17 protein-coding genes are annotated in these 19368 nt (G+C 69.6%); 3 read left to right on the top strand and 14 right to left on the bottom strand.

All coding sequences use genetic code 11. From position 1 onward, the window contains the following. Positions 1-119 precede the first annotated feature (119 nt). The 3 genes from ACYVOK_RS16095 to ACYVOK_RS16085 all read right to left on the bottom strand — a co-directional run bounded on the left by ACYVOK_RS16095 (position 120) and on the right by ACYVOK_RS16085 (position 3837). Complete coding sequence (locus ACYVOK_RS16095; RefSeq protein WP_460663224.1) at positions 120-1910, bottom strand: ABC transporter substrate-binding protein; 1791 nt, start codon at positions 1908-1910, stop codon at positions 120-122. Positions 1911-2039: 129 nt separating this feature from the next. Further along, on the bottom strand, positions 2040-2807 hold the full coding sequence (locus ACYVOK_RS16090; protein ID WP_460663223.1) for a DUF1206 domain-containing protein: 768 nt from the start codon (positions 2805-2807) through the stop codon (positions 2040-2042). A 31-nt stretch (positions 2808-2838) separates the two neighbouring features. Then, positions 2839-3837, bottom strand: a complete 999-nt coding sequence (locus ACYVOK_RS16085; protein ID WP_460663222.1) for a stage II sporulation protein M — start codon at positions 3835-3837, stop codon at positions 2839-2841. 80 nt (positions 3838-3917) lie between these two features. On the opposite strand from ACYVOK_RS16085, the gene ACYVOK_RS16080 reads away from it, so the two are divergent. Further along, positions 3918-4895, top strand: a complete 978-nt coding sequence (locus ACYVOK_RS16080) for an RDD family protein (protein ID WP_460663221.1) — start codon at positions 3918-3920, stop codon at positions 4893-4895. 61 nt (positions 4896-4956) lie between these two features. On the opposite strand, the gene ahcY is transcribed toward ACYVOK_RS16080, so the two are convergent. Continuing rightward, the gene (gene ahcY / locus ACYVOK_RS16075; protein WP_460663220.1) at positions 4957-6393 is read right to left on the bottom strand and encodes an adenosylhomocysteinase; all 1437 of its coding nucleotides are present in this window, start codon (positions 6391-6393) and stop codon (positions 4957-4959) included. Between the two features lie 120 nt (positions 6394-6513). Between ahcY and ACYVOK_RS16070 the strand changes: the two genes are divergently transcribed. Then, on the top strand, positions 6514-6873 hold the full coding sequence (locus tag ACYVOK_RS16070) for a MerR family transcriptional regulator (protein ID WP_460663219.1): 360 nt from the start codon (positions 6514-6516) through the stop codon (positions 6871-6873). Positions 6874-6976: 103 nt separating this feature from the next. Here ACYVOK_RS16070 and ACYVOK_RS16065 read toward each other — a convergent pair whose 3' ends face one another. The 8 genes from ACYVOK_RS16065 to ACYVOK_RS16030 all read right to left on the bottom strand — a co-directional run bounded on the left by ACYVOK_RS16065 (position 6977) and on the right by ACYVOK_RS16030 (position 14390). Further along, positions 6977-7936 carry a cation diffusion facilitator family transporter gene (locus tag ACYVOK_RS16065; protein ID WP_460663218.1) on the bottom strand — a complete coding sequence of 320 codons (960 nt, stop codon included), beginning with the start codon at positions 7934-7936 and terminating at the stop codon, positions 6977-6979. A 38-nt stretch (positions 7937-7974) separates the two neighbouring features. Further along, the gene (manA, locus tag ACYVOK_RS16060) at positions 7975-9159 is read right to left on the bottom strand and encodes a mannose-6-phosphate isomerase, class I (protein WP_460663217.1); all 1185 of its coding nucleotides are present in this window, start codon (positions 9157-9159) and stop codon (positions 7975-7977) included. Next, positions 9153-10229 carry an SIS domain-containing protein gene (locus tag ACYVOK_RS16055; protein ID WP_460663216.1) on the bottom strand — a complete coding sequence of 359 codons (1077 nt, stop codon included), beginning with the start codon at positions 10227-10229 and terminating at the stop codon, positions 9153-9155. The genes manA and ACYVOK_RS16055 overlap by 7 nt, the downstream gene beginning before the upstream one ends. Then, on the bottom strand, positions 10229-10426 hold the full coding sequence (locus tag ACYVOK_RS16050) for a Trm112 family protein (RefSeq protein WP_460663215.1): 198 nt from the start codon (positions 10424-10426) through the stop codon (positions 10229-10231). The genes ACYVOK_RS16055 and ACYVOK_RS16050 overlap by 1 nt, the downstream gene beginning before the upstream one ends. After that, complete coding sequence (locus ACYVOK_RS16045) at positions 10427-11812, bottom strand: phosphomannomutase/phosphoglucomutase (RefSeq protein WP_460663214.1); 1386 nt, start codon at positions 11810-11812, stop codon at positions 10427-10429. A gap of 47 nt (positions 11813-11859) precedes the next feature. After that, complete coding sequence (locus ACYVOK_RS16040; RefSeq protein ID WP_460663213.1) at positions 11860-12615, bottom strand: ThuA domain-containing protein; 756 nt, start codon at positions 12613-12615, stop codon at positions 11860-11862. Continuing rightward, on the bottom strand, positions 12608-13684 hold the full coding sequence (locus ACYVOK_RS16035) for a Gfo/Idh/MocA family protein (protein WP_460663212.1): 1077 nt from the start codon (positions 13682-13684) through the stop codon (positions 12608-12610). The genes ACYVOK_RS16040 and ACYVOK_RS16035 overlap by 8 nt, the downstream gene beginning before the upstream one ends. Before the next feature lie 259 nt (positions 13685-13943). Beyond that, positions 13944-14390: a metallopeptidase family protein gene (locus ACYVOK_RS16030; RefSeq protein ID WP_460663211.1), complete on the bottom strand. Its 447-nt coding sequence runs from the start codon at positions 14388-14390 to the stop codon at positions 13944-13946. Positions 14391-14421: 31 nt separating this feature from the next. Between ACYVOK_RS16030 and ACYVOK_RS16025 the strand changes: the two genes are divergently transcribed. After that, on the top strand, positions 14422-14805 hold the full coding sequence (locus ACYVOK_RS16025) for a DUF3499 domain-containing protein (protein WP_360521722.1): 384 nt from the start codon (positions 14422-14424) through the stop codon (positions 14803-14805). A gap of 12 nt (positions 14806-14817) precedes the next feature. On the opposite strand, the gene ACYVOK_RS16020 is transcribed toward ACYVOK_RS16025, so the two are convergent. Then, positions 14818-16296 carry a DUF5719 family protein gene (locus tag ACYVOK_RS16020; RefSeq protein WP_460663210.1) on the bottom strand — a complete coding sequence of 493 codons (1479 nt, stop codon included), beginning with the start codon at positions 16294-16296 and terminating at the stop codon, positions 14818-14820. After that, positions 16293-19205, bottom strand: coding sequence for a glycosyltransferase (locus tag ACYVOK_RS16015; RefSeq protein WP_460663209.1), 2913 nt, complete (start codon positions 19203-19205; stop codon positions 16293-16295). Before ACYVOK_RS16015 ends, ACYVOK_RS16020 begins: the two co-directional genes overlap by 4 nt. Positions 19206-19368 lie beyond the last annotated feature (163 nt).

Raw genomic sequence — 19368 nt, 5'->3', positions numbered from 1 at the left:
GCCCCACGACCCGCCGCGCCGGAGGCGCGGCATCCAACACAGCGACCGGAGCGACGAGGGAAGGACGGGAGCCGAAGGTCCCATGACCCGCCGCGCCGGAGGCGCGGCCGACAGTACCGTCATTCGCGCTCGTCGGCGGCACCCTGGCGACGCCGCATCACGAGGAATCCGGCGATTGCCAGGACGGCCACACCGCCCGCGGCCCCCGCGATGACGCCCGTACTCGAACCGCCCTCGGCTGCCGCGGTGTCGGTCGACACGGCCTCCAGCGTGTAGAACGGCCAGTAGCTGCTGCCGCCGTACAGCATGCCGTTGTCCTCCGGGATCGGCGTCACCTTCGCGATCCGGTCCTTGCGGTAGCCCTCGAGGTTGTTCGGGTAGTACAGCGCGATCACCGGAGCGTCGGTGTAGAGCCGCTCCTCCATCTTCTTGATGATCTCGGCCCGCTTCGGCCGGTCGAGTTCCTTCTGCTGCTGCTTGTAGAGGTCCTCGTACTGCAGGTCGCAGTAGAACGACTCGGTGCCGCCGCCCTCGCCGGACGCGGTCGGCCGCCGGCTGCACAGGTGGGTGGCCAGCACCTCCTCCGGGTCCGGGTTCACCGACCAGCCGCTGATCGCGATGTCGAACAGTGCGGTCGTCCCGGTCTCCTCGGTGAACTTGCTGGAGTCGAGCCGCTTGGTGGACAGCTGGATCCCGATCTCCTTGAGCCAGCCGGTCAGGTACTCGGCCAGCTTGTCCTCGATCGGGGTGTCGGTGTGGATGCTGAACCGGAACTGCAGCTTCCGCGACCCGTCCGGCATCGTCCGGATCCCGTCGGCGCCCTTCTTGTAGCCGGCGTCGTCCAGGATCTTGTTGGCCTTCGCAACGTCGTACGTGACCTTCTGGTCGCCGGTCGCCTCCCAGAAGAAGTCCTTGTACATCGGCGGGATGATCGAGCCGTCGGCCGGCCTGGCCAGCCCGTTCTGCACCTCGTCGACGAGTTTCTGCTTGTCGATCGCGTGGTGCAGCGCCTGCCGGACCCGCTGGTCCTTCAACGCCGGGTGGCCGTCACCGATCGGCTTGTTGTCGCTGGTGGTGGCGCCGTGGTTGATCTGCAGGTACGTCGCCCGCCGGCCGGCGGTGTTCCACTGGACGATGTTGTCGTCACCCTTGAGCGACTCGAAGTCCGGTGGCGCGAGCCGGCCGATCAGGTCGATGTCGCCCTTCTTCAGGCCGACGATCGCGGCGGCCGGGTTGTCGTAGAAGATCATCTGCAGTTCGTCGATCTTCGGGGCGCCGCGCCAGTAGTTCGGGTTCGCCTCGAGCTTCACGTACTGGTCCTTCTTGTGCTCGACCGCGATGTACGGACCGCTGCCGACGGCCGGGTAGACGTCGGCCTCGTACTTCGCGATGTCCGGCACCTTCTCCCAGACGTGCTTCGGCATGATCGGCACCGGGTTGTCCAGCATCGACGCCTGCGGGCTCTTCAGCTTGATGGTCAGGTCCTGGCCGTTCGCGCTGACACTCGCGAAGTTCTCCACCGCCGGACCGTTGCCGGTCTTGGCGCCGTCGTCGGTCATCATCTTGTTGAACGTCCAGGCCGCGTCGGCCGCGGTGACCGGCTGCCCGTCCGACCACTTCGTCTGCCGGATCTTGAACGTCCAGGTGAGACCGTCCGGTGACGTCGTCCAGGACTCGGCCAGGTCGGGACTCGGCTGCAGGGTCTTGGAGTCGGGCACGGTCAGGAAGCCGTACATCCACCGCTGTAGCGTCCCGGACACCAGCCGGACGGCCAGGAACGGGTTCATCGAGTCGACCGACTGCGTCACCCCGACCCGGATGACCTTCGTGGACGGCTCGGCCGCGACGGCCGCCGTACCTGGTAACGCCAGCAGTGCGACGGCAGCCACTGCCGCCAGGACCTTCTTCATCGCCCCACACACCCTTCAGCCCAGACGTGTTTGGGGATGAACCCACACCAGCAAGCGTTGTCCTGTCAACGAGATACGAGAAAGTGTCACACTTCGGTAATCATTTTTCTCCTGGCCACGCTCGGCTGATCAGTGCCGGGCGTTGCGTGACCAGGCGAACGCGTAGACCCCGAAGGCGGCGATACCGACGGCCAGGACGGTCAGCAGCACCGAACCGAACGGCTGCTCCTTGATGGTGTGCAGGGCGGTGTCCAGGCCGCCGGCCTTCTGCGGGTCGTAGTCGATCGCCGCCCAGCCGAACAGGCCTCCGACGACGATGAACGCGACTCCCTTCGCGGCGTACCCGATCCGGCCGAGCAGAACGGTCACCTCGGCCACGCCGCCGATCAGGTCCTCCATGAACTTCGCCGTGATCGCCTTGTAGATGTGGTAGCCGCCGATGGCGACGATCGCCACGCCGACCCCGACGATCAGTGCCCGGCCCGGACCGTGCTCCATCAGCCGGGCGCTGATCGTGCGCTGCTGACCGGTGCTGGAACCGCCGGAGCCGATCGCGACCTTGATCGCGAGGACGCCGAGGGCCACGTAGACCAGTCCCCGCCCGACGGAGGACAACTTCTTCGACGTTTTCAGGTGCCCGTAGAGCAAGTGCAACCCTTGCCAGATCACCAGCGCGAACAGACCGATCGCGATCGCCCACAGCAGGACGCCGCCGAGCGGTTTGCCGGCCAGTTCCTCGAGGGCTCCCTGCTGTGACGCCTCCTGCGACGAGTTGCCCAGGGCCAGTTGCAGGGCGACCCAGGCGATCAGCAGATGGACGACGCCGTACGCGATCAACCCCACGGTGATCGCGGCCTCGTACGTGTGACTCTGTTGTGCTTCTTGGGCGGTACTCACCCGGCTCCGGTGCCCAGGCGGGAAACGGCGCTCAGGCCGACACCGGGGCCGTGGCCTCCCGGTCGGACTCGTCGACGTCGCCGTACTCGCCGGCCCGAACGGCCCGGCGGCCGAGGATCCAGACGTAGAGGACGAAGCCGATCTCGGCCAGTACGCCGATACCGACCCGGACCGCCGTCGGCAGTCCGGACGGCGTGACGAAGGCCTCGATGATGCCGGTGACCAGCAGGATCGCGGCCAGGCCGATGGCCATCCCGACGGTGGCCCGACCGGTCCAGGCGACGGCTTGCATCCGGGTCCGCGGGCCGGGGACGATCCACGCCCAGCCGAGCCGCAGACCGGCCGCGGACGCGACGAAGACCGCGGTCAGCTCGAGCAGGCCGTGCGGCGTGATCAGGCCGAAGAACACGTCGGCCCGGTCGTGGCCGATCATCAGGCCGCCGACGACACCCAGGTTGATCGCGTTGTCCCAGAGGATGAAGACCGACGGGATCAGCAGGATCCCGAGCGCCAGCACGGCGGCGCTGATGGTCGCGTTGTTGATCCAGACCTGGAAGGCGAAGTCCTGGGCCGGGTTCTCCGAGTAGTACGAGGCGAACTGCTTGTCGACGAGTTCCTGGACCTGTGCCGAGGTCATGATCGAGTCGACCACTTCCGGGCGGGTGATGATGCGCCAGGCCGACCAGGCCGCGACCAGGTAGAACAACAGGCCGATGGTGAGCCACCAGCGTCTGGACGCGTACAGGGCGGCCGGGAAGCTCACCAGGAAGTACTTCGAGATGTCACGCCAGACAGGAGCCTGTGCGCCCGTCACAGCACCCCGTGCGTCGGCGATGAGTCCGGAGAGCCGTCCGATGGACACCGGGTCCGCACCGGCGGCCCTGAGCGCGGCCAGGTGCGTACCGACGCGCTGATAGAGGGTGACGAGCTCCTCGGCCTCGGCACCCGTCAGACGCCGCTGCCGGCGGGTCAGGTACGCCAGCCGGTCCCACTGCGGCTGGTGCACCGATACGAACGCCTCGACATCCACAGCGGCCCTCCTCCCGGTTCTGGCTCCCTGCGCTGGCAGACTAGCCGGACCTAGTGTCTTGGCAGGAGGGGGGCGACAGAGTGTCTCAGCTGGTCACAGGCGAGGCGGTCGTCCTCCAGGTGCGGATCGCGCGGATGCCGACCCGGGCGCTGGCGTGTGCGATCGACGTGATCCTGCAGAGCGTCGTACTCGGCGTGCTGATCTCGCTGTTGGCCGGGTTCCTGGTCGGCGGGGAGGCGAGTGAGGCGCTCGTGGTGGCGCTGATCTTCACCGTCGTACTGGTCGTCGTGGTCGGCTACCGCGTGGTGATGGAGACGCTGACCCGCGGCCGGACGCTCGGCAAGATGGTTCTCGGACTCAAGGTGGTCCGCGACGACGGCAGCTCGATCCGGTTCCGGCACGCGCTGGTGCGGACGCTGATGTGGTTCTTCGTCGACTTCGCGCCCTGGTTCGCGGCCAGCCCGGGGATCGTGGCGAGCCTGATGAACAAGCAGGGCAAGCGGATCGGCGACATGGTCGCCGGCACCGTGGTCATCCGCGAACGGCACCAGCCGATGGCGTCGCCGCCGCTGTTCGTGCCCGGGCATCTGGTGCAGTGGGCACAGTCGCTGGAGCTGTCGCGGCTGTCGGACGAGCTGGCGAATGCGGCCCGGGAGTACTTGGCCCGCTATACCGAGCTGCTGCCGGATGCGCGTGCCGCGTTGGGGGATGCGTTGGCGTACCGGGTCAGCGAGGTGACCGCGCCCGCACCGCCGGTGCCGATCGTGGCGCCGGCTTTCCTGTCCGCCGTACTGGCCGAACGCCGCCGCCGCGAACTCAACCGCCTCGCCGTACAGCGTCCAGCGGTGAACACCGGCCCCTTCGGCCCACCCACTCCGTACACCGTGCCGGCCGGTCCGTTTGCTTCACCGAGCCCGTACGGCGCTCTGCCGCCTGTGCCACCACCTGCACCTGGCCCATTTCCAGCACCGGCTCCGGTCGCGCCGTACCAGCCACCCGCCGTCAACCCCCAGGGTTGGGCCGCCCCGGGAAGCAACGAATCCGGTCAGTGGTTCTAGCCTTGCGTTGAAACGACAGAACGCCCCACCGAACCGCTCGGTGGGACGTCCGTCGTGAGGCTCAGTAGCGGTAGTGGTCGGACTTGTAGGGGCCTTCGACCGGGACGCCGAGGTAGGCGGCCTGCTCCTTGGTGAGCTCGGTCAGCTTGACGCCGAGGGCGTCGAGGTGGAGCCGGGCGACCATCTCGTCGAGGTGCTTGGGCAGCACGTACACGTCGGTCGGGTAGTCGGCCGTCTTCACGAACAGCTCGATCTGCGCCAGCACCTGGTTGGTGAACGAGTTCGACATCACGAACGACGGGTGCCCGGTGGCGTTGCCCAGGTTCAGCAGCCGGCCCTCGGACAGGATGATGACCGTGTGGCCGTCCGGGAACCGGAACTCGTCCACCTGCGGCTTGATCGTGACCCGCTCGACACCCTCCATCTTGTACAGGCCGGCCATGTCGATCTCGTTGTCGAAGTGGCCGATGTTGCCGACGATCGCCTGGTGCTTCATCGCCGCCATGTGATCGGCGGTGATCACGTCGCGCGAGCCGGTCGCGGTGACGAAGATGTCGGCGATCCCGACCACGTCGTCCACGGTGGAGACCTGGTAGCCGTCCATCGCGGCCTGCAGCGCGCAGATCGGGTCGATCTCGGTGACGATCACCCGGGCACCCTGGCCGCGCAGCGACTCCGCACAGCCCTTGCCGACGTCGCCGTACCCGCAGACCACCGCGACCTTGCCGCCGATCAGTACGTCGGTGGCGCGGTTGATGCCGTCGATCAGCGAGTGCCGGCAGCCGTACTTGTTGTCGAACTTCGACTTGGTCACCGAGTCGTTCACGTTGATCGCCGGGAACAGCAGCGTGCCGGCCTTGTGCATCTCGTACAGCCGGTGCACGCCGGTCGTGGTCTCCTCGGTGACACCCTTGATGCCCTGACCGATGGTGGTCCACTTCGACGGCGACTCGGCCAGCGACCGGGTCAGCAGCTTGAGGACGACGCCGTACTCCTCGGACTCCGCGGTCGACGGGTCCGGTACGGCGCCCGCCTTCTCGAACTCGGTGCCCTTGTGCACGAGCATGGTGGCGTCACCGCCGTCGTCGAGGATCATGTTCGGACCCTCACCGCCCGGCCAGGTGAGGATCTGCTCGGTGCAGGCCCAGTACTCCTCCAGCGTCTCGCCCTTCCAGGCGAACACCGGCACACCGGCCGGGTTCTCCACCGTGCCGTCGGGGCCGACGACGACCGCGGCGGCCGCGTGGTCCTGGGTGGAGAAGATGTTGCAGCTGGCCCAGCGCACCTCGGCGCCGAGCGCGACCAGGGTCTCGATGAGTACGGCGGTCTGCACAGTCATGTGCAGCGAGCCGGCGATCCTCGCCCCGGCCAGCGGCTTGCTGTCGCCGTACTGCTTGCGCATCGCCATCAGACCGGGCATCTCGTGCTCGGCCAGCCGGATCTCCTTGCGGCCGAACTCGGCCAGGCCGAGGTCGGCGACCTTGTAGTCGAACGTCATGCGGCTCCCGCTCCCCTGAAGACTGTGATTGCTTCCTGCCTGCCAGAGCCTAGAGCGCCGAGCCCGGCGAATTGATCGCTCAGTCGGTGTTTCTGACACTTAAATGTCAAGATTGGTGTCATGCGCATCACCGAGGCCGCCAGACACCTGGGCACGACCCCCCGGATGCTGCGGTACCGCGAGGCTCTCGGCCTGCTACCGCGATCCCGTCCCGGGCACAACACCCAGCGCCAGTACGACGAACGCGACCTGGCCGCGGTGCGACTCGCCCTCGACCTCGAGCGCCGGTACGACGTGACTCCGGCCGCGCTCGCGTTCGCCCTCCGAGCCCTAGCCGAACCGTCGGTGGCGGCCGACATCCGCAACCTCGGCTACCGGACCGGCCGCCTCACCACGCCGCCCACCCAGTCCGAGATCGACCGCCGGCGGGCCCTCCGCTGGCTCGGCCGCTCCGGCGTCCTCCCGCCCAAACCCCGCTGACCCGAAATCACCCGGGGGGTTATCCCCTCCCGTTGCCCCTTCTCCCTGCTTCAGATGACGGGAGAAGGAGTACGTCGAGGGGGATATCCGCTGGTGTTGCCGGTCAGTGGGAGGGGGCTTCGGGGACCGGGGGGCGTTCGGCGGGGGTGTAGTTCTCGAGGTAGATGTCGGGTTCCAGGTAGACGTGGATCGACATCGGCTCGGCCTCGCGGATGGCCTGTTCGGCGGCGTTGATGGTCTCGGCGACCACGGCCGCGTCGGTGGTCGGCTCGACGCCGAGCTTGGCGGCGACCAGGACCTCCTCCGGGCCCAGGTGCAGGGTCTTGATGTGGATCAGCCGCTGCACACCCGGGGTGTTCTCGATCGCGGCGACGATCTTCTGCTGCGACTCCCGGGTCGCGGACTCACCGAGCAGCAGCGACTTCATCTCGATCGCCAGGAAGATCGCGACGCAGACCAGCAGGGCGCCGATCGCCATCGAGCCCGCGCCGTCCCACACGCCGTTGCCGGTGGCAAGGGTCAGGACGACGCCGATGAGCGCCAGGATCAGACCGGTGAGGGCGGCGAAGTCCTCCAGCAGGATGACCGGCAGCTCGGGCGACCGGGCGTTGCGGATGAACTTGCCCCAGCCGACCGGCCCGCGGACCTTGTTCGCCTCGACGATCGCGGTCCGGAACGAGAGCGTCTCCATGATGATCGCGGCCACCAGCACCGCCACCGGGACCCATTTCCAGTTCTCGATCGCGTGCGGGTCGTGGATCTTGTGATAGCCCTCGTACAGCGCGAACAGGCCGCCGACGCTGAACAGCACGATCGCCACGATGAACGAGTAGACGTACCGCTCCCGGCCGAAGCCGAACTGGTGCAACTCGTTGGCCTGCCGCTTGGCCCGCTTGCCGCCGAGCAGCAGCAGCACCTGGTTGCCCGCGTCGGCGACCGAGTGGATCGCCTCCGCGAGCATCGACGCCGACAGGGTCAGTCCCCAGGCGGCGAACTTGGTGACCGCGATACCGGTGTTCGCCAGCAGAGCCGCGACGACCGCCTTGGTTCCGCCACCAGCCATCTCTTCAGGTCCTCCAACAGTCGGTTGATCAGCGCCGGTCAGCGCGCCGCCACGACGAACGCCGTGCCGGAACCACGCAGGCTACAGGGTCCTTCGGGTCCTGCCGCGAACGCGGACTGACCGGCGGACAACGTCACGGTGGATCCGGTGCCGCCGGCGTCCGACCCGGCAGCGACGTCGACACTCCCGGCCACGCAGCAGACGATCCGCGGGCCCTCACCGGCCACGGTCCGCTCGTCGCCGTCCAGGTCGACCCGGCGGATCGCGAAGTACTCGCAACCGGTCTCGTACGACGAGACGCCGTCACCCAGCGGGGTCGCGGTCAGCACCGGATCGGCCAGCGGCTCGAAGTCGACCACCGAGACGAGTTCGGGTACGTCGATGTGCTTGCTGGTGAGGCCGCCGCGCAGCACGTTGTCGGAGTTGGCCATCACCTCGAACCCGAGCCCGTGCAGATACGCGTGCACGTTCCCCGCGGGCAGGTACACGGCCTCGAACCGCTCCAGTCGCACCCGGTTCAGCAGCAACGCCGCCAGTACGCCGGGGTCGTCCGGGAAGTCGGCGCACAGCTTGGCCAGGGTCTCTCGCTCCAGCTCGAAAGCCGCACCGGAGTACCGCGCGCACGCCTCCCCCAGCGCCGCGACCAGCGGACGGATGGTGTCCCGGTCGTTGCTCATGATCTGGGTGAACGTGTCCTGGAGCTTGCCGTTGCGGAGCAGGTCGGTGCACTCCTCGAACCCGACCGGGGCCAAGGCGTCGAGCAGGGCTACGGTCGCCTCGAGCGGCCGGAAACCGACCAGGGCGTCGAACGGCCCGAGCGCGATCAGGATCTCCGGCTTCGGCCAGGCGTCCTTGTAGTTGCGGTCGGCGGCGTCCCGCGGGATACCGGCGGCCTCGTCCCGCGCGTACCCGTCGATCGCCTGCTCCCGCGACGGGTGCGCCTGGATCGACAACGGCTGCGCGGCCGCCAGCAGCTTGGCCAGGAACGGGAACCGGCCGTCGAACCGCTCGGCCGTCTCCGGTCCCAGGACGTCGATCGGCCCGGCCGACACCACGTCGTACAGGGAATCGCCGGACGGCAGCACGGACGGCGCGGACTCGTGCGCACCCATCCACAGCTCCGCCTGCGGCCGGCCGTCCGGCTCCACTCCGGTCAACTCGGGAATCGCGGTCGGCGAACCCCAGGCGTAGTCCCGGATGGTGTTCTGCAAACGTGCTACCACGCCGGATCCTCCGAAGGATTCTTCGTCTCCCCGGGATCCTCGTCGATCGCAGCGCCGTAGCGGCCCAGGCCGATGCCCAGGTAGGCCGCGGCGTAGCGGCCGTGCTGGGTCAGAGCGGCGTACCGGGCGATGTCGGTGCCGTTGGCCTGTGTCACCACGTGCACCCGGACGTCGTGGCGCTCGGCCTTCTGCTCCAGCTTGCGGCGGTGCTCGGCGACACCTGGGTCGTCCACGCCGTCGTCCAGGATGACCAGCCCCGGCCGCAGCTCCTCCGGCTTGTCGAACGGGTCGGCGAACAGGTCGCGCGGCGGCTGGTTGAGCACGGGCAGCAGGTGGCCGGCGTCCGCGGCCAGAGCCGGGCGGCCACTCGCCAGCCGCAGGGCCTCCACCACACGGCGTGCGGCCCGGGCAGCAAGGACAGAGCCGCCCCACACCAGCGGCAGGGCGTCCGCCAGCATCAGGGCCAGGTCCTTCGCCGGGTTGGACGCCACGTCGTTGTTCGGCGAGCACTCGATCGCCACGTCGTCCAGCAATGCCGCGACGGACTTGTGGTCCACCTCCGGGCCGAGCTCCATCTGGTGCAGCGCCTGCAGTACGGCGACAGCCGAGGCCAACTGGTCGTCGGACTGGGACGGCAGCCGGATCGCGTGCCGGAGACCGGCAGAGGCGATCGCGACCGGCGAGTCCTCCGGACAGGCGACCATCAGGCCGCAGCCACGCCGTACTGCCTCACCGGCGGCCGAGACCGCGTCCGAGTCGGCGTTGGCGCCGGCCAGCACGATGACCAGGTCCAACGGACCGGTCCAGCCGGGCAGCCCAGGACCGGGCCAGGCGACGAACGGCACCGGACACACCGGCTCCAGCACGGCGCGGACCAGACGGGCGTCGCGGCCCGCGGCGACCACGGCCCGCGGCCGGAAGCCGTCGGACTCCACCTTGGCCAGCACGTCCTCGGCCGCTTCCAGCTCGGCGCGGACCCGGGCACCGGCCATCGCCAGCCGGCGGAGCAGGTGGTCCGTCGCCTCGAGCGCGGCCGGGTCGTCCAGCCGCGAGTCGTCGAAGAAGCTCATCAGTCGACCGCGGCCTCTTTCGTGTCCCGCGCCTCGTCGATCAGCAGCACCGGGATGTCGTCACGGACGGGGTAGGCCAGCGCGCAGCCGGCGTTGGTGCAGATCAGCTCGTTCGCCTCGTCGTCCACCCGGAACTCCGACCGGCACTTGGGGCAGACCAGGATGCTGAGCAGGTCCGGGTCCAGATTGACTGCCATTCAGTTCTCCTCCACCGATGCACCGGTGATCAGGGCCAGTACTTCGTCACGGACGCGTTCCATCGTGGCCCGGTCCGCCGCCTCGACGTTCAGCCGCAGCAGCGGTTCGGTGTTCGACGCACGGACGTTGAACCACCACTGTCCCGCCGACACGGTCAGGCCGTCCAGATGGTCAACGCTAATGCCATCCCGGCCGCCGTAGGTGTCTTCGATCGCCGCGACCGTGGCCGCGGCGTCGTCGACCTTGTTGTTCAGCTCGCCGGACGCGACGTACCGCTCGTAGTCGGCGAACCGCTCACTGGCCGGCTTGTCCTGCTCACCGAGGGCCGCCAGCACGTGCAGCGCGGCCAGCATGCCGGTGTCGGCCCGCCAGAAGTCCCGGAAGTAGTAGTGGGCGGAGTGCTCGCCGCCGAACACCGCGTCGGTCTCGGCCATCTTCTGCTTGATGTACGAGTGCCCGACCCGGGCCCGAATCGGTGTGCCGCCGTGCTCGGCGATCAGTTCCGGCACGGCCCTGGACGTGATCAGGTTGTGGATGACGGCCGAGCCGGGGTGCTTGGCCAGCTCCCGGACCGCGACCGCGGCGGTGATCGCACTCGGCGAGATCGGGTCGCCCTTCTCGTCCACCACGAAGCAGCGGTCCGCGTCGCCGTCGAAGGCCAGCCCCAGGTCGGCGCCGAGTTCGCGCACCTTGGCCTGCAGGTCGACCAGGTTCTTCGGGTCCAGCGGGTTCGCCTCGTGGTTGGGGAAGTTCCCGTCGAGCTCGAAGTACAGCGGGACGATCTCGACCGGTCCGGAGGCGAACACGGCCGGCACGGTGTGCCCGCCCATCCCGTTGCCGGCGTCCACCACGACCTTGAGCGGGCGGATGCCGCTCAGGTCGACCAGGTCGTGCAGGTGGTCGGCGTACGCGGTGAGCAGGTTCTTGCGCGTCACCTTGCCCGGCACGGCGCTTGCCGTGGGGCCCTCGGTGAGCGCCTTGGCGACCAGGTCGGCGATGTCGCGCAGCCCCGAGTCCGCGCCGACCGGCGCGGCACCCGCGCGGCACAGTTTGATGCCGTTGTACTGCGCCGGGTTGTGGCTCGCGGTGAACATCGCGCCGGGCAACTGGAGCCGGCCGGAGGCGAAGTACAGCTGGTCGGTCGAGGCGAGGCCGATGTCGACCACGTCCGCGCCGGTGCTGGTCACCCCCTCGGCGAACGCGGCGGCCAGCGCGGGACTGGACGGCCGCATGTCGTAGCCGACCACGACCGCGCCCGGGGCCGCGAGGACGTCCAGGACCTCGACGAAGGCCGCCCCGGTCGCCCGGGCCACCGACTCGTCCAGCTGGTCCGGGACGACCCCACGTACGTCGTACGCCTTGAAGATCGCAGCAACATCCACCATGCGTGGACCCTATCCGGCCCGGTGCGATTGCTGTATTTCAGGCCTGATCAAGCCTGGTCGAACCAGCCCGGGGTCTTGCGGTGGTGCACCTCGGGCAGCTGCCGCGGGCTGGTCGGCGCGGCCCAGCGGACCGCGTTCGCGATGATCTGCTGGATCTCCGGCTGGTGGTACGTCGGGTACTCCTGGTCGCCGGGGCGGAAGTAGAAGACCCGGCCCTGGCCGCGGCGGTAGCAGCAGCCGGAACGGAACACCTCGCCGCCGGAGAACGAGCTGACGAACACCAGCTCGTCCGGCTGCGGGATGTCGAACAGCTCGCCGTACATCTCCTCGCGCTCGATGACCAGCGGGTGCGGCACGCCCTGGGCGATCGGGTGGCCGGCGGCCACGGTCCAGAGCAGCTCGCGGTCGTTGTCGGACCGCCAGTCCAGCGAGCAGGTGGTGCCCATCAGCCGGATGAAGATCTTGCTGAAGTGCGCCGAGTGCAGCGCGATCAGGCCCATTCCGGACAGCACGTGCCGCTGGACCCGCTCGACGACCGCGTCGTCGACGTCACCGTGCGCGGCGTGCCCCCACCAGGTGAGTACGTCGGTCTCGGCCAGCACCTCCTCGGTCAGGCCGTGCTCGGGCTGCTGCAGCCACGCCGTCCGGACCACCACGTCGTCGCCGAGCTTGGCCCGCACCGCGGCCGCGATCGTCTCGTGCATGGTGTCGGGGTAGACCTTCTGCACCGAGGCGTCGCGCTGGTCGTGCACGTTCTCGCCCCAGACGGTGACGCGAATCGGACCACGGTGTGACTCAGTCATGGAGAACAACCTCTCGTCCCGCCTTCGCCGAGGCGTAGCAGGCGTCGATGATCTCGGTCCGGGCGAGCGCCTCGGACCCGTTGTGCGCCGCCCAGTCGCCGCTGCGGACGATCTGCACGAACTCCCGGACGACCGCGCGGTGGCCGAGCCCGGCGCCGGTGGCCGGCTTGACCTCGGCCGGTACGCCGCCGACGTCGGTGAAGATCCGCAGCGTGTCCTCTGTGGTGTAGTTCTGCACCTCGATCTTGGCGCCGCCGTCGGTGCCGAACAGCTCGATGCCGAAGTTGTCGCCGGGCGCGCGGTAGGTGGCCCAGCTGGTCTCCAGCTGCAGCGCGCCGCCGCCGTGCAGCCGCAGGTACGCCGTGGCCAGGTCCTCCACCTCGAAGGCCGAGCCGAGCGTGTTCGCGTTCGGAACGGTGCTGCCCTTCCCGCGCGGGCCGAGCTCGGCGAAGGTGCTCGCACTGACCGTCGACACCTGCGGCTCGCCCAGCAGGTGCAGCGCCAGGTCGAGGATGTGCACGCCGAGATCGATCAGCGGGCCGCCGCCGGACAGCTCCCGGTTGGTGAACCAGCCGCCCATGCCGGGGATGCCGTTGCGGCGCATCCAGTGCGCCTTCGCGTAGTAGATCCGGCCGAGCTGGCCCTCGTCGATCTGGTGCTTCAGGGCCGCGACGTCACCGCGCTCGCGGTGGTTGAAGATCACCTTCAGCACCCGGCCGGCCTGCTTCGAGGCCTCGACCATCGCGGTGCCCTCGGCCACGGTGCGGGCCAGCGGCTTCTCGCACAGGACGTGCAGCCCCTTCTCCAGGGCCGTGAGGGTGATCGGGGCGTGCAGCTGGGTCGGCGTACCGATGCTGACCGCCTGCAGGCCCTCGGTCTCGATCAGGTCCTCCCACCTCTCGTACAGCTGCGGGACGCGGTGCTTCTCACCGAGGCTGGTCAGCGTGTCCTTCTCCAGACCGGCCAGCGCCACCACCTCGACGTCCGGCAGCTCGGAGAAGGCCTCCAGCGCCGTCCGTCCGGCGAAGCCCAGCCCGACCACTCCGACGCGCAGTTTTTGATCGTTCACACTCGCGATCCTCTCCCACCGCCGTTCAGCGATACAAACCGCTTCCCACACTCCGAAACAGCTTCGAACACCAGTGGTTCACTGGTCGCATCGGCGTGCCATGAGTCCCCAGCCTGGACCGATGACCTCGGGAGCCCGGTCCTGGGGCCCCCGGCCTGGACTGAGGAGCGCAGGGAGCGAAGCGACCGGAGCGACGAGGGAAGGCCGGGAACCAAGGCCCCAGGACCCGCCGCGCCGGAGGCGCGGCAATCCAACACAGTCAGTCCTCGTCGGACTCGAATTCGGGGTCGATCTGCTCCGGGGAGAGCGCCAGGACGTCGGCGAGTTCGAGCACCAGCGCGGAGCGGACCAGCCAGGCCAGGCCCGCGCCGGACCGTTCGGCGCGCAGCTCGATCGGGCGGCGGAACACCACGATCCGGTACGGCTCGTGCGACGTACCACCGGTGGAGTGGGTGAGCGGGATCTCGGTCGCGTCGAGGTCCAGGTTCGGCACGTCCTCGATGGCGAACTCGACCCGGGTGACGACCTGCGGCAGCCGCTTCTCCAGCCGGGTCACCTCGATCGCGACCACCTCGTCGAACTGGGCCGCGGCCGAGCGCTGCAGCGGCAGCCCGCGGGGCGCGAACCTGCTCGGCCGGCTGATCGGGCCGAGCATGCCGCGGCCGTGGCGGTCGATGTGCCTGCGATGACGGCGAGCCTCGGTCACGCGCTCAGCCTAGTGGGGGTAACGTCTGGTCGTGAGCATCGCCAGGATCTGTTCGCGCGCCGCCTGTCACAAGCCGGCTGTGTCGACGCTCACCTATGTGTACGCCGACTCCACCTGTGTCCTCGGCCCGCTGGCGACGTACGCCGAACCGCACTGCTACGACCTGTGCGCCGACCACGCCGACCGGCTGACGGCTCCGAACGGCTGGGAAGTCATCCGGCTGGCTCCGGACCCGGCCGCGGCCGGACCGTCGTCGGACGACCTGGAGGCGCTGGCGAACGCGGTCCGCGAGGCCGCCCGCCCGCTGCCTCCGCGAGAGCCCGGCCGCGGTGCTCCGGGCGCCCCGGTCGAGGTGGCCCGCCGAGGGCACCTGCGCATGCTGCAGGACCCCGGCGCCAACTCCTCCGAGGGCTGACCTGCACCGGAGCTACCGCAGCGCGGCGCGGACGTCCGGCTGCGCGCCGAGCTGCGCCCGGAACACCAGCGACGTGGTCAGCGGCCACGCGGCCACCTCGGCGGCCTCGTCCTCGTCCGCCTTGGCGGCCGGCATCAGAGTCACACCGGCGACCACCGTGCCCCGGGTCTGCTCGACCATCAGGTACGTCGGACGCGGCTGAGCCGGGAACGAGATCTGGCTCGTCGCTCCACCGACGACATCGAGCGCCCGGGTGATCAGCACCCGCCCGGCGGCGTCACGCAGCTCGAACCTCACGCTTCCGGCCTTGCCCGGCGCGGTCACCTGCAGGACGGCCGGCTGCTTGTGCGCCGGCAGCACCAGGTACGCCGGTCCGCTCAACGCCTCCGCCGACCCGATCGACGCGAAGTCGCGGCCACTGCCGTCGACGATCCGCATCGACGCCGTCACCGGCTGGTCGGACGTCACCGTGATCGCACTCGGGTCACCGTGCAGCACTGGGTCGAGGCGGAAAGTCTTCACCGACCCGGCCGCGATCTGCACGGTCTCGAGGCCGGCCGGCTTGAACGGCCCGTTCGGCCCGTGCACCGTCAGGCCGGCGGTCGCCTGCAGGTCGCCCGGATTCGCCACCGACAGGATCCGGAGTCCAGCTCCCGGCGCAACGGCGGGCACGAAGATCTTCTTGGCCGGCGGTGACGACGGGTTCAGCCAGTCCACGCCGGCGGGCTCGCCGCCCTTGGTCGCGTTGTCCCGCAGCGCCGGCGCCACCCGGCCGCCGGTGGACTCGACGTGCAGGGCGATGTCCCGCAGGTTGCGCGCGATCAGGCCGAGGTACAGCTCCGACGTGCCGCGCGCCGGTACGACGATGCCGCGCGCGTTCGGCAGGTCCTGCGGACCGCCGCGCGCGTAGACCGTGACGTCGACCTCGGCGTTGATGCTGTCCAGGTTGGTCAGCACCAGCACGTCGCGCCGGTCGCTCGCCCCGGACGCGCCGACGAACCAGAAGTCCGAGCCGGGCAGCTGGCACGGCGTACTGGCCATCCCCCGGTTCACACCTTCGATCGAGGTCGTCGTACTCGTGCCGACCGTGCCGGCCGCCAACGGGCCGACGCCGTGGATCATCTGCGGCGCGGGCTTGGTGGACGGAGTGGTCGACCCGATCTTGCCGCGCACGAGCAACGATCCGGTCGGATCGGACGTCTCCGCCAGCGGCCCGATCGACAGCGGTGTCTCGTTCCCCGCCGCGGTCGGCGTACCTTCGGGCAGTGCGGGCGCCACCGCGTTGACCACGCTCGACAGCTTGCCGCCGCCGGCCAGGGCCGGGCAGGACAACGCCGTACGGTTCACCACCGTGCGCGTGGGTGCTTCGACGCCTTCGACCCGGGTCACCGGCTCCCTGGCGTGCGTCACGACGCCCAGCCCGGCGGCAAGTCCCATCGCCAGCACGCAGGCGCCGAGCCGGATCCGGGCGTCCGAGAGCAGCCGCCTCATGGGTCCCTCCTCGCGTGGGTGCCGTGCGGGACCGCCACGGTCCGCCGGACGGTCGGCAGGCAGAAGATCAGCGCGATGATCCAGGCGATGATGCCGAGCACCCGCCACAGGCTGTGGGTCTCGTCGACGAGCGGTGTCGTGCCCTTGTTCTCCGACCGGTCGACCAGCCAGGCCGCGTCGCCGTCGGCCGCACTGGCCCGGGTCAGACCAGGCAGCGAGTCGAGTGTCGACTGCAGCGTCGGGTCGACCGGCGCGGGCAGGTACACGTAGTCGATCGCCAGCCCGGCCAACTGCCGGCCCTCCTCACCGGTCCCGCCACCGCCGAGCGTCGACAGCACATCCGTGATCGGCTTGGCCTGCTCCGGCTTAGGCGCGGCCTCGAGCGACCCCATCCGCGGGCCGCCGTCCTTCACCAGCGAGTACCGCATCGGGCCGCTCGCGTCCTTGCGCACCACCAGGATCGACGCGTCCTGCGGCGGATCCTGCGCCGAGATCAGGTACGCCGGAAGGTCCTGGGCCGGCCCACGCCACAACGGACCGTCGGCACCACGCACCAGCCAGAACCCGGCCGTCACGATCGTCGTCACCAGCACGATCCCGAGCACACCCTGCACGATGAGGTCGGTGGACTTCCCGACCGAGTCCCAGGCGACCGTCACCGCGACGATCCAGCCCGCGGTCATCAGGAACATCAACGGCCCACTGCCACCACCCAGCCGACTCGCGACCAGCGTCGCGGCCAGACCGGCCAGGGCGGCGAACCATCCCAGCAGTTCGTAGCGCTGCCGCGACTCCCGCAACAGGCTCACCAAGGCAACCAGAATCAGCGGTACGACGACCCACCAAGGAACCGGCGCACCGATCGGCGTACCGGTCAGCAAGTGCGGAAGGCTGTCACCCGGGCCAACGGCGGCCGTAGGCGGCCCGCCCGCTTCCTGCCCGAGCCGCGATGGGTGCAGCACCAACTGGATCGTCCACGGCAGCACCAGCAGCAGACCCAGTACGACGGAGAAGACCAGCTGGCGGCCCTGTCGGCGCCACCCCAGTCCGAGTACTGCGCCCAGGACCAAGCTGACGCTGACAAGCAGGCCCAGAGCCGGCGTGAACGCGAACAGCACGGCCTGACAGATCCCCGCGAACCACGCCGCCCGCCAACTGCCCTGGATGATGACGCGACGCCGACGAGCAACAGTGTGCACAGCGGCACCGAGCAGCGGCAGCACGATGGCGGCCACACAGGTGCCGAGCCGTCCTTGCGTGATGGCGCCGTTCGTGAAGACGGCAAGCCCGTACGCCGACGCACCCCAAGCCCGCGCCACCCGGTCGACGACGAACGCGCGAAGCAGTGCCCACGCCGCCAGGCCGGCTAACGGGACAGCGCCGAGGAGCAGCAGGTTCGTCGCGCCGGACGGACCGAACATCACAGTGGAGAAAGCCCAGAACTGCGCGAGCCACGCAGGCGGTGTCACATCCGGCGGTGCAGAGGCTGCTGCATGCCACAGCGCGCCGAGACTCTCGTGTGGAGGCAACAACAAGTTGGACCGCAGGACACCGCTGCCGATCAGACTGCGGGCCGCGACGAACGAACCGAGCGCGAGGAAGACCCAGGCGACCAGGAACGGCCGGCGGATCAGTTGCCTTCGCCAACGAGGCTGGTCGACGGCGACACGGGCCGTGGACTTCGCCCGGCGCGCGGTCGTGACGACCTGCTCCTCCGGCTCGTCCGCCCAGGCCTCGCGGATCCGCTCGGAGATCGTGCTGGTCGTCTCCTCCAGGTTGTGCCGCAGGGCGTGCACGGACCGGGAGAACAGTCCTTTGATGTCGTCGTACGGAACCCGATCGAGGTTGCGGCGGTTCTTGCGGGCCTGCGTCCAGCCGCCGGCGAGCAGCGTGCCGAGAAGTGCGGTCCATTCGTCCACAGCGCCCGAGGGTGTCTTGCCGAGGATGAACCAGACGGAACGCACGATGGCGCCGAGCAGGAACCGCAGGATCAGCAGCGGCAGCAACTTCGCCGGCGCGTTGGCCAGCACGGTGTAGTACGCGTGTGACCGGTCGAGCTGGTAGGCGTGCCGCCGGGTGCCGGCCAGCGCCCGCTCACCGGTGGCAGCGGCCTGTGCGTGGTAGACGACCGCGTCCGGCGCGACGCCGACCTTGTAGCCGGCCCGGCTGGCGCGCCAGCCGAAGTCGATGTCGTCGCGGAACATCGGCAGCCGCGGATCGAACCCGTGCAGCGCCTCCCAGACGTCCCGGCGGACCAGCATTCCGGCCGAGCTGACCGCGAGCACGTTCCGCACCTGGTCGTGCTGGCCCTGGTCGAGTTCGCCGGTCTCGATCCCGGTGTCGCGCCGGCCGCCGAGCGAGGTGGTGACGCCGACCTCGAGCAGGTCGCGGTCCCGGGGCCACAACCGCAGCTTCGGTCCCCAGACCCCGGTGTCCGGCGACATCGTGGCCTGGAGCAACAATTTCTCCAGGGCGTTCGGGGCCGGGGCGCAGTCGTCGTGCAGCAGCCACAGCCACTCGACCACCGGCATGTGACCGTCGTCGCCGTACGGTCCGACGGCGGACGGGATCGGTGCGAAACCGACCGCCTCGATGCCGCGGGCGACCGCCGTACCGAACCCGGTGCGGGCGGAGACACTGACGACGGGCTCGACTCCGGGCATCGCGGCGAGTAGTTCGGCCGTCTCGTCGGTGGAGCCGGTGTCGACCGCGATCAGCCGGTCCGGTCGTGGGTTGAGCGCCCACAATGCCTCGGACAGCCGGGGCAGCCAGGCCGCGCCCTCGTGCCCGACCACCACCGCGGTGACGACGTGCCGAACCCGCGGGCGACCCATCGGGTCGTCGGTGTGGACGGTCGGGAAGTCGACGGAGTCGAAGAACTCCCAGCCGGCCGGAGCTTCTTGTTCCATGCGGAGCGACTACACCTTTGCGGGAAGGGACGGCCTAGGTCGTGTGTGGTGATCCCACGCCTACTGCGCGGCACTCGGCACGGCATCTCGCCGCACTGGAGCAAAGGCCACGATGGATCCACATCGAGACCTTCACTCCAGCACGGCGAGCTACCGCACCGAG

Source organism: Kribbella swartbergensis, assembly GCF_054784135.1.
Note: the sequence above shows the minus strand (reverse complement) of the source record. Positions and strands in the feature narration are given on the sequence as shown.

Coding starts and splice junctions, on each gene's coding strand:
- ahcY (WP_460663220.1), bottom strand. CDS start 6,393: ATGACGTTCGACTACAAGGTCGCCGACCTCGGCCTGGCCGAGTTCGGC.
- ACYVOK_RS16055 (WP_460663216.1), bottom strand. CDS start 10,229: ATGAGCTTCTTCGACGACTCGCGGCTGGACGACCCGGCCGCGCTCGAG.
- ACYVOK_RS16070 (WP_460663219.1), top strand. CDS start 6,514: ATGCGCATCACCGAGGCCGCCAGACACCTGGGCACGACCCCCCGGATG.
- ACYVOK_RS16040 (WP_460663213.1), bottom strand. CDS start 12,615: ATGACTGAGTCACACCGTGGTCCGATTCGCGTCACCGTCTGGGGCGAG.
- ACYVOK_RS16020 (WP_460663210.1), bottom strand. CDS start 16,296: ATGAGGCGGCTGCTCTCGGACGCCCGGATCCGGCTCGGCGCCTGCGTG.
- ACYVOK_RS16045 (WP_460663214.1), bottom strand. CDS start 11,812: ATGGTGGATGTTGCTGCGATCTTCAAGGCGTACGACGTACGTGGGGTC.
- ACYVOK_RS16065 (WP_460663218.1), bottom strand. CDS start 7,936: ATGGCTGGTGGCGGAACCAAGGCGGTCGTCGCGGCTCTGCTGGCGAAC.
- ACYVOK_RS16050 (WP_460663215.1), bottom strand. CDS start 10,426: ATGGCAGTCAATCTGGACCCGGACCTGCTCAGCATCCTGGTCTGCCCC.
- ACYVOK_RS16015 (WP_460663209.1), bottom strand. CDS start 19,205: ATGGAACAAGAAGCTCCGGCCGGCTGGGAGTTCTTCGACTCCGTCGAC.
- ACYVOK_RS16095 (WP_460663224.1), bottom strand. CDS start 1,910: ATGAAGAAGGTCCTGGCGGCAGTGGCTGCCGTCGCACTGCTGGCGTTA.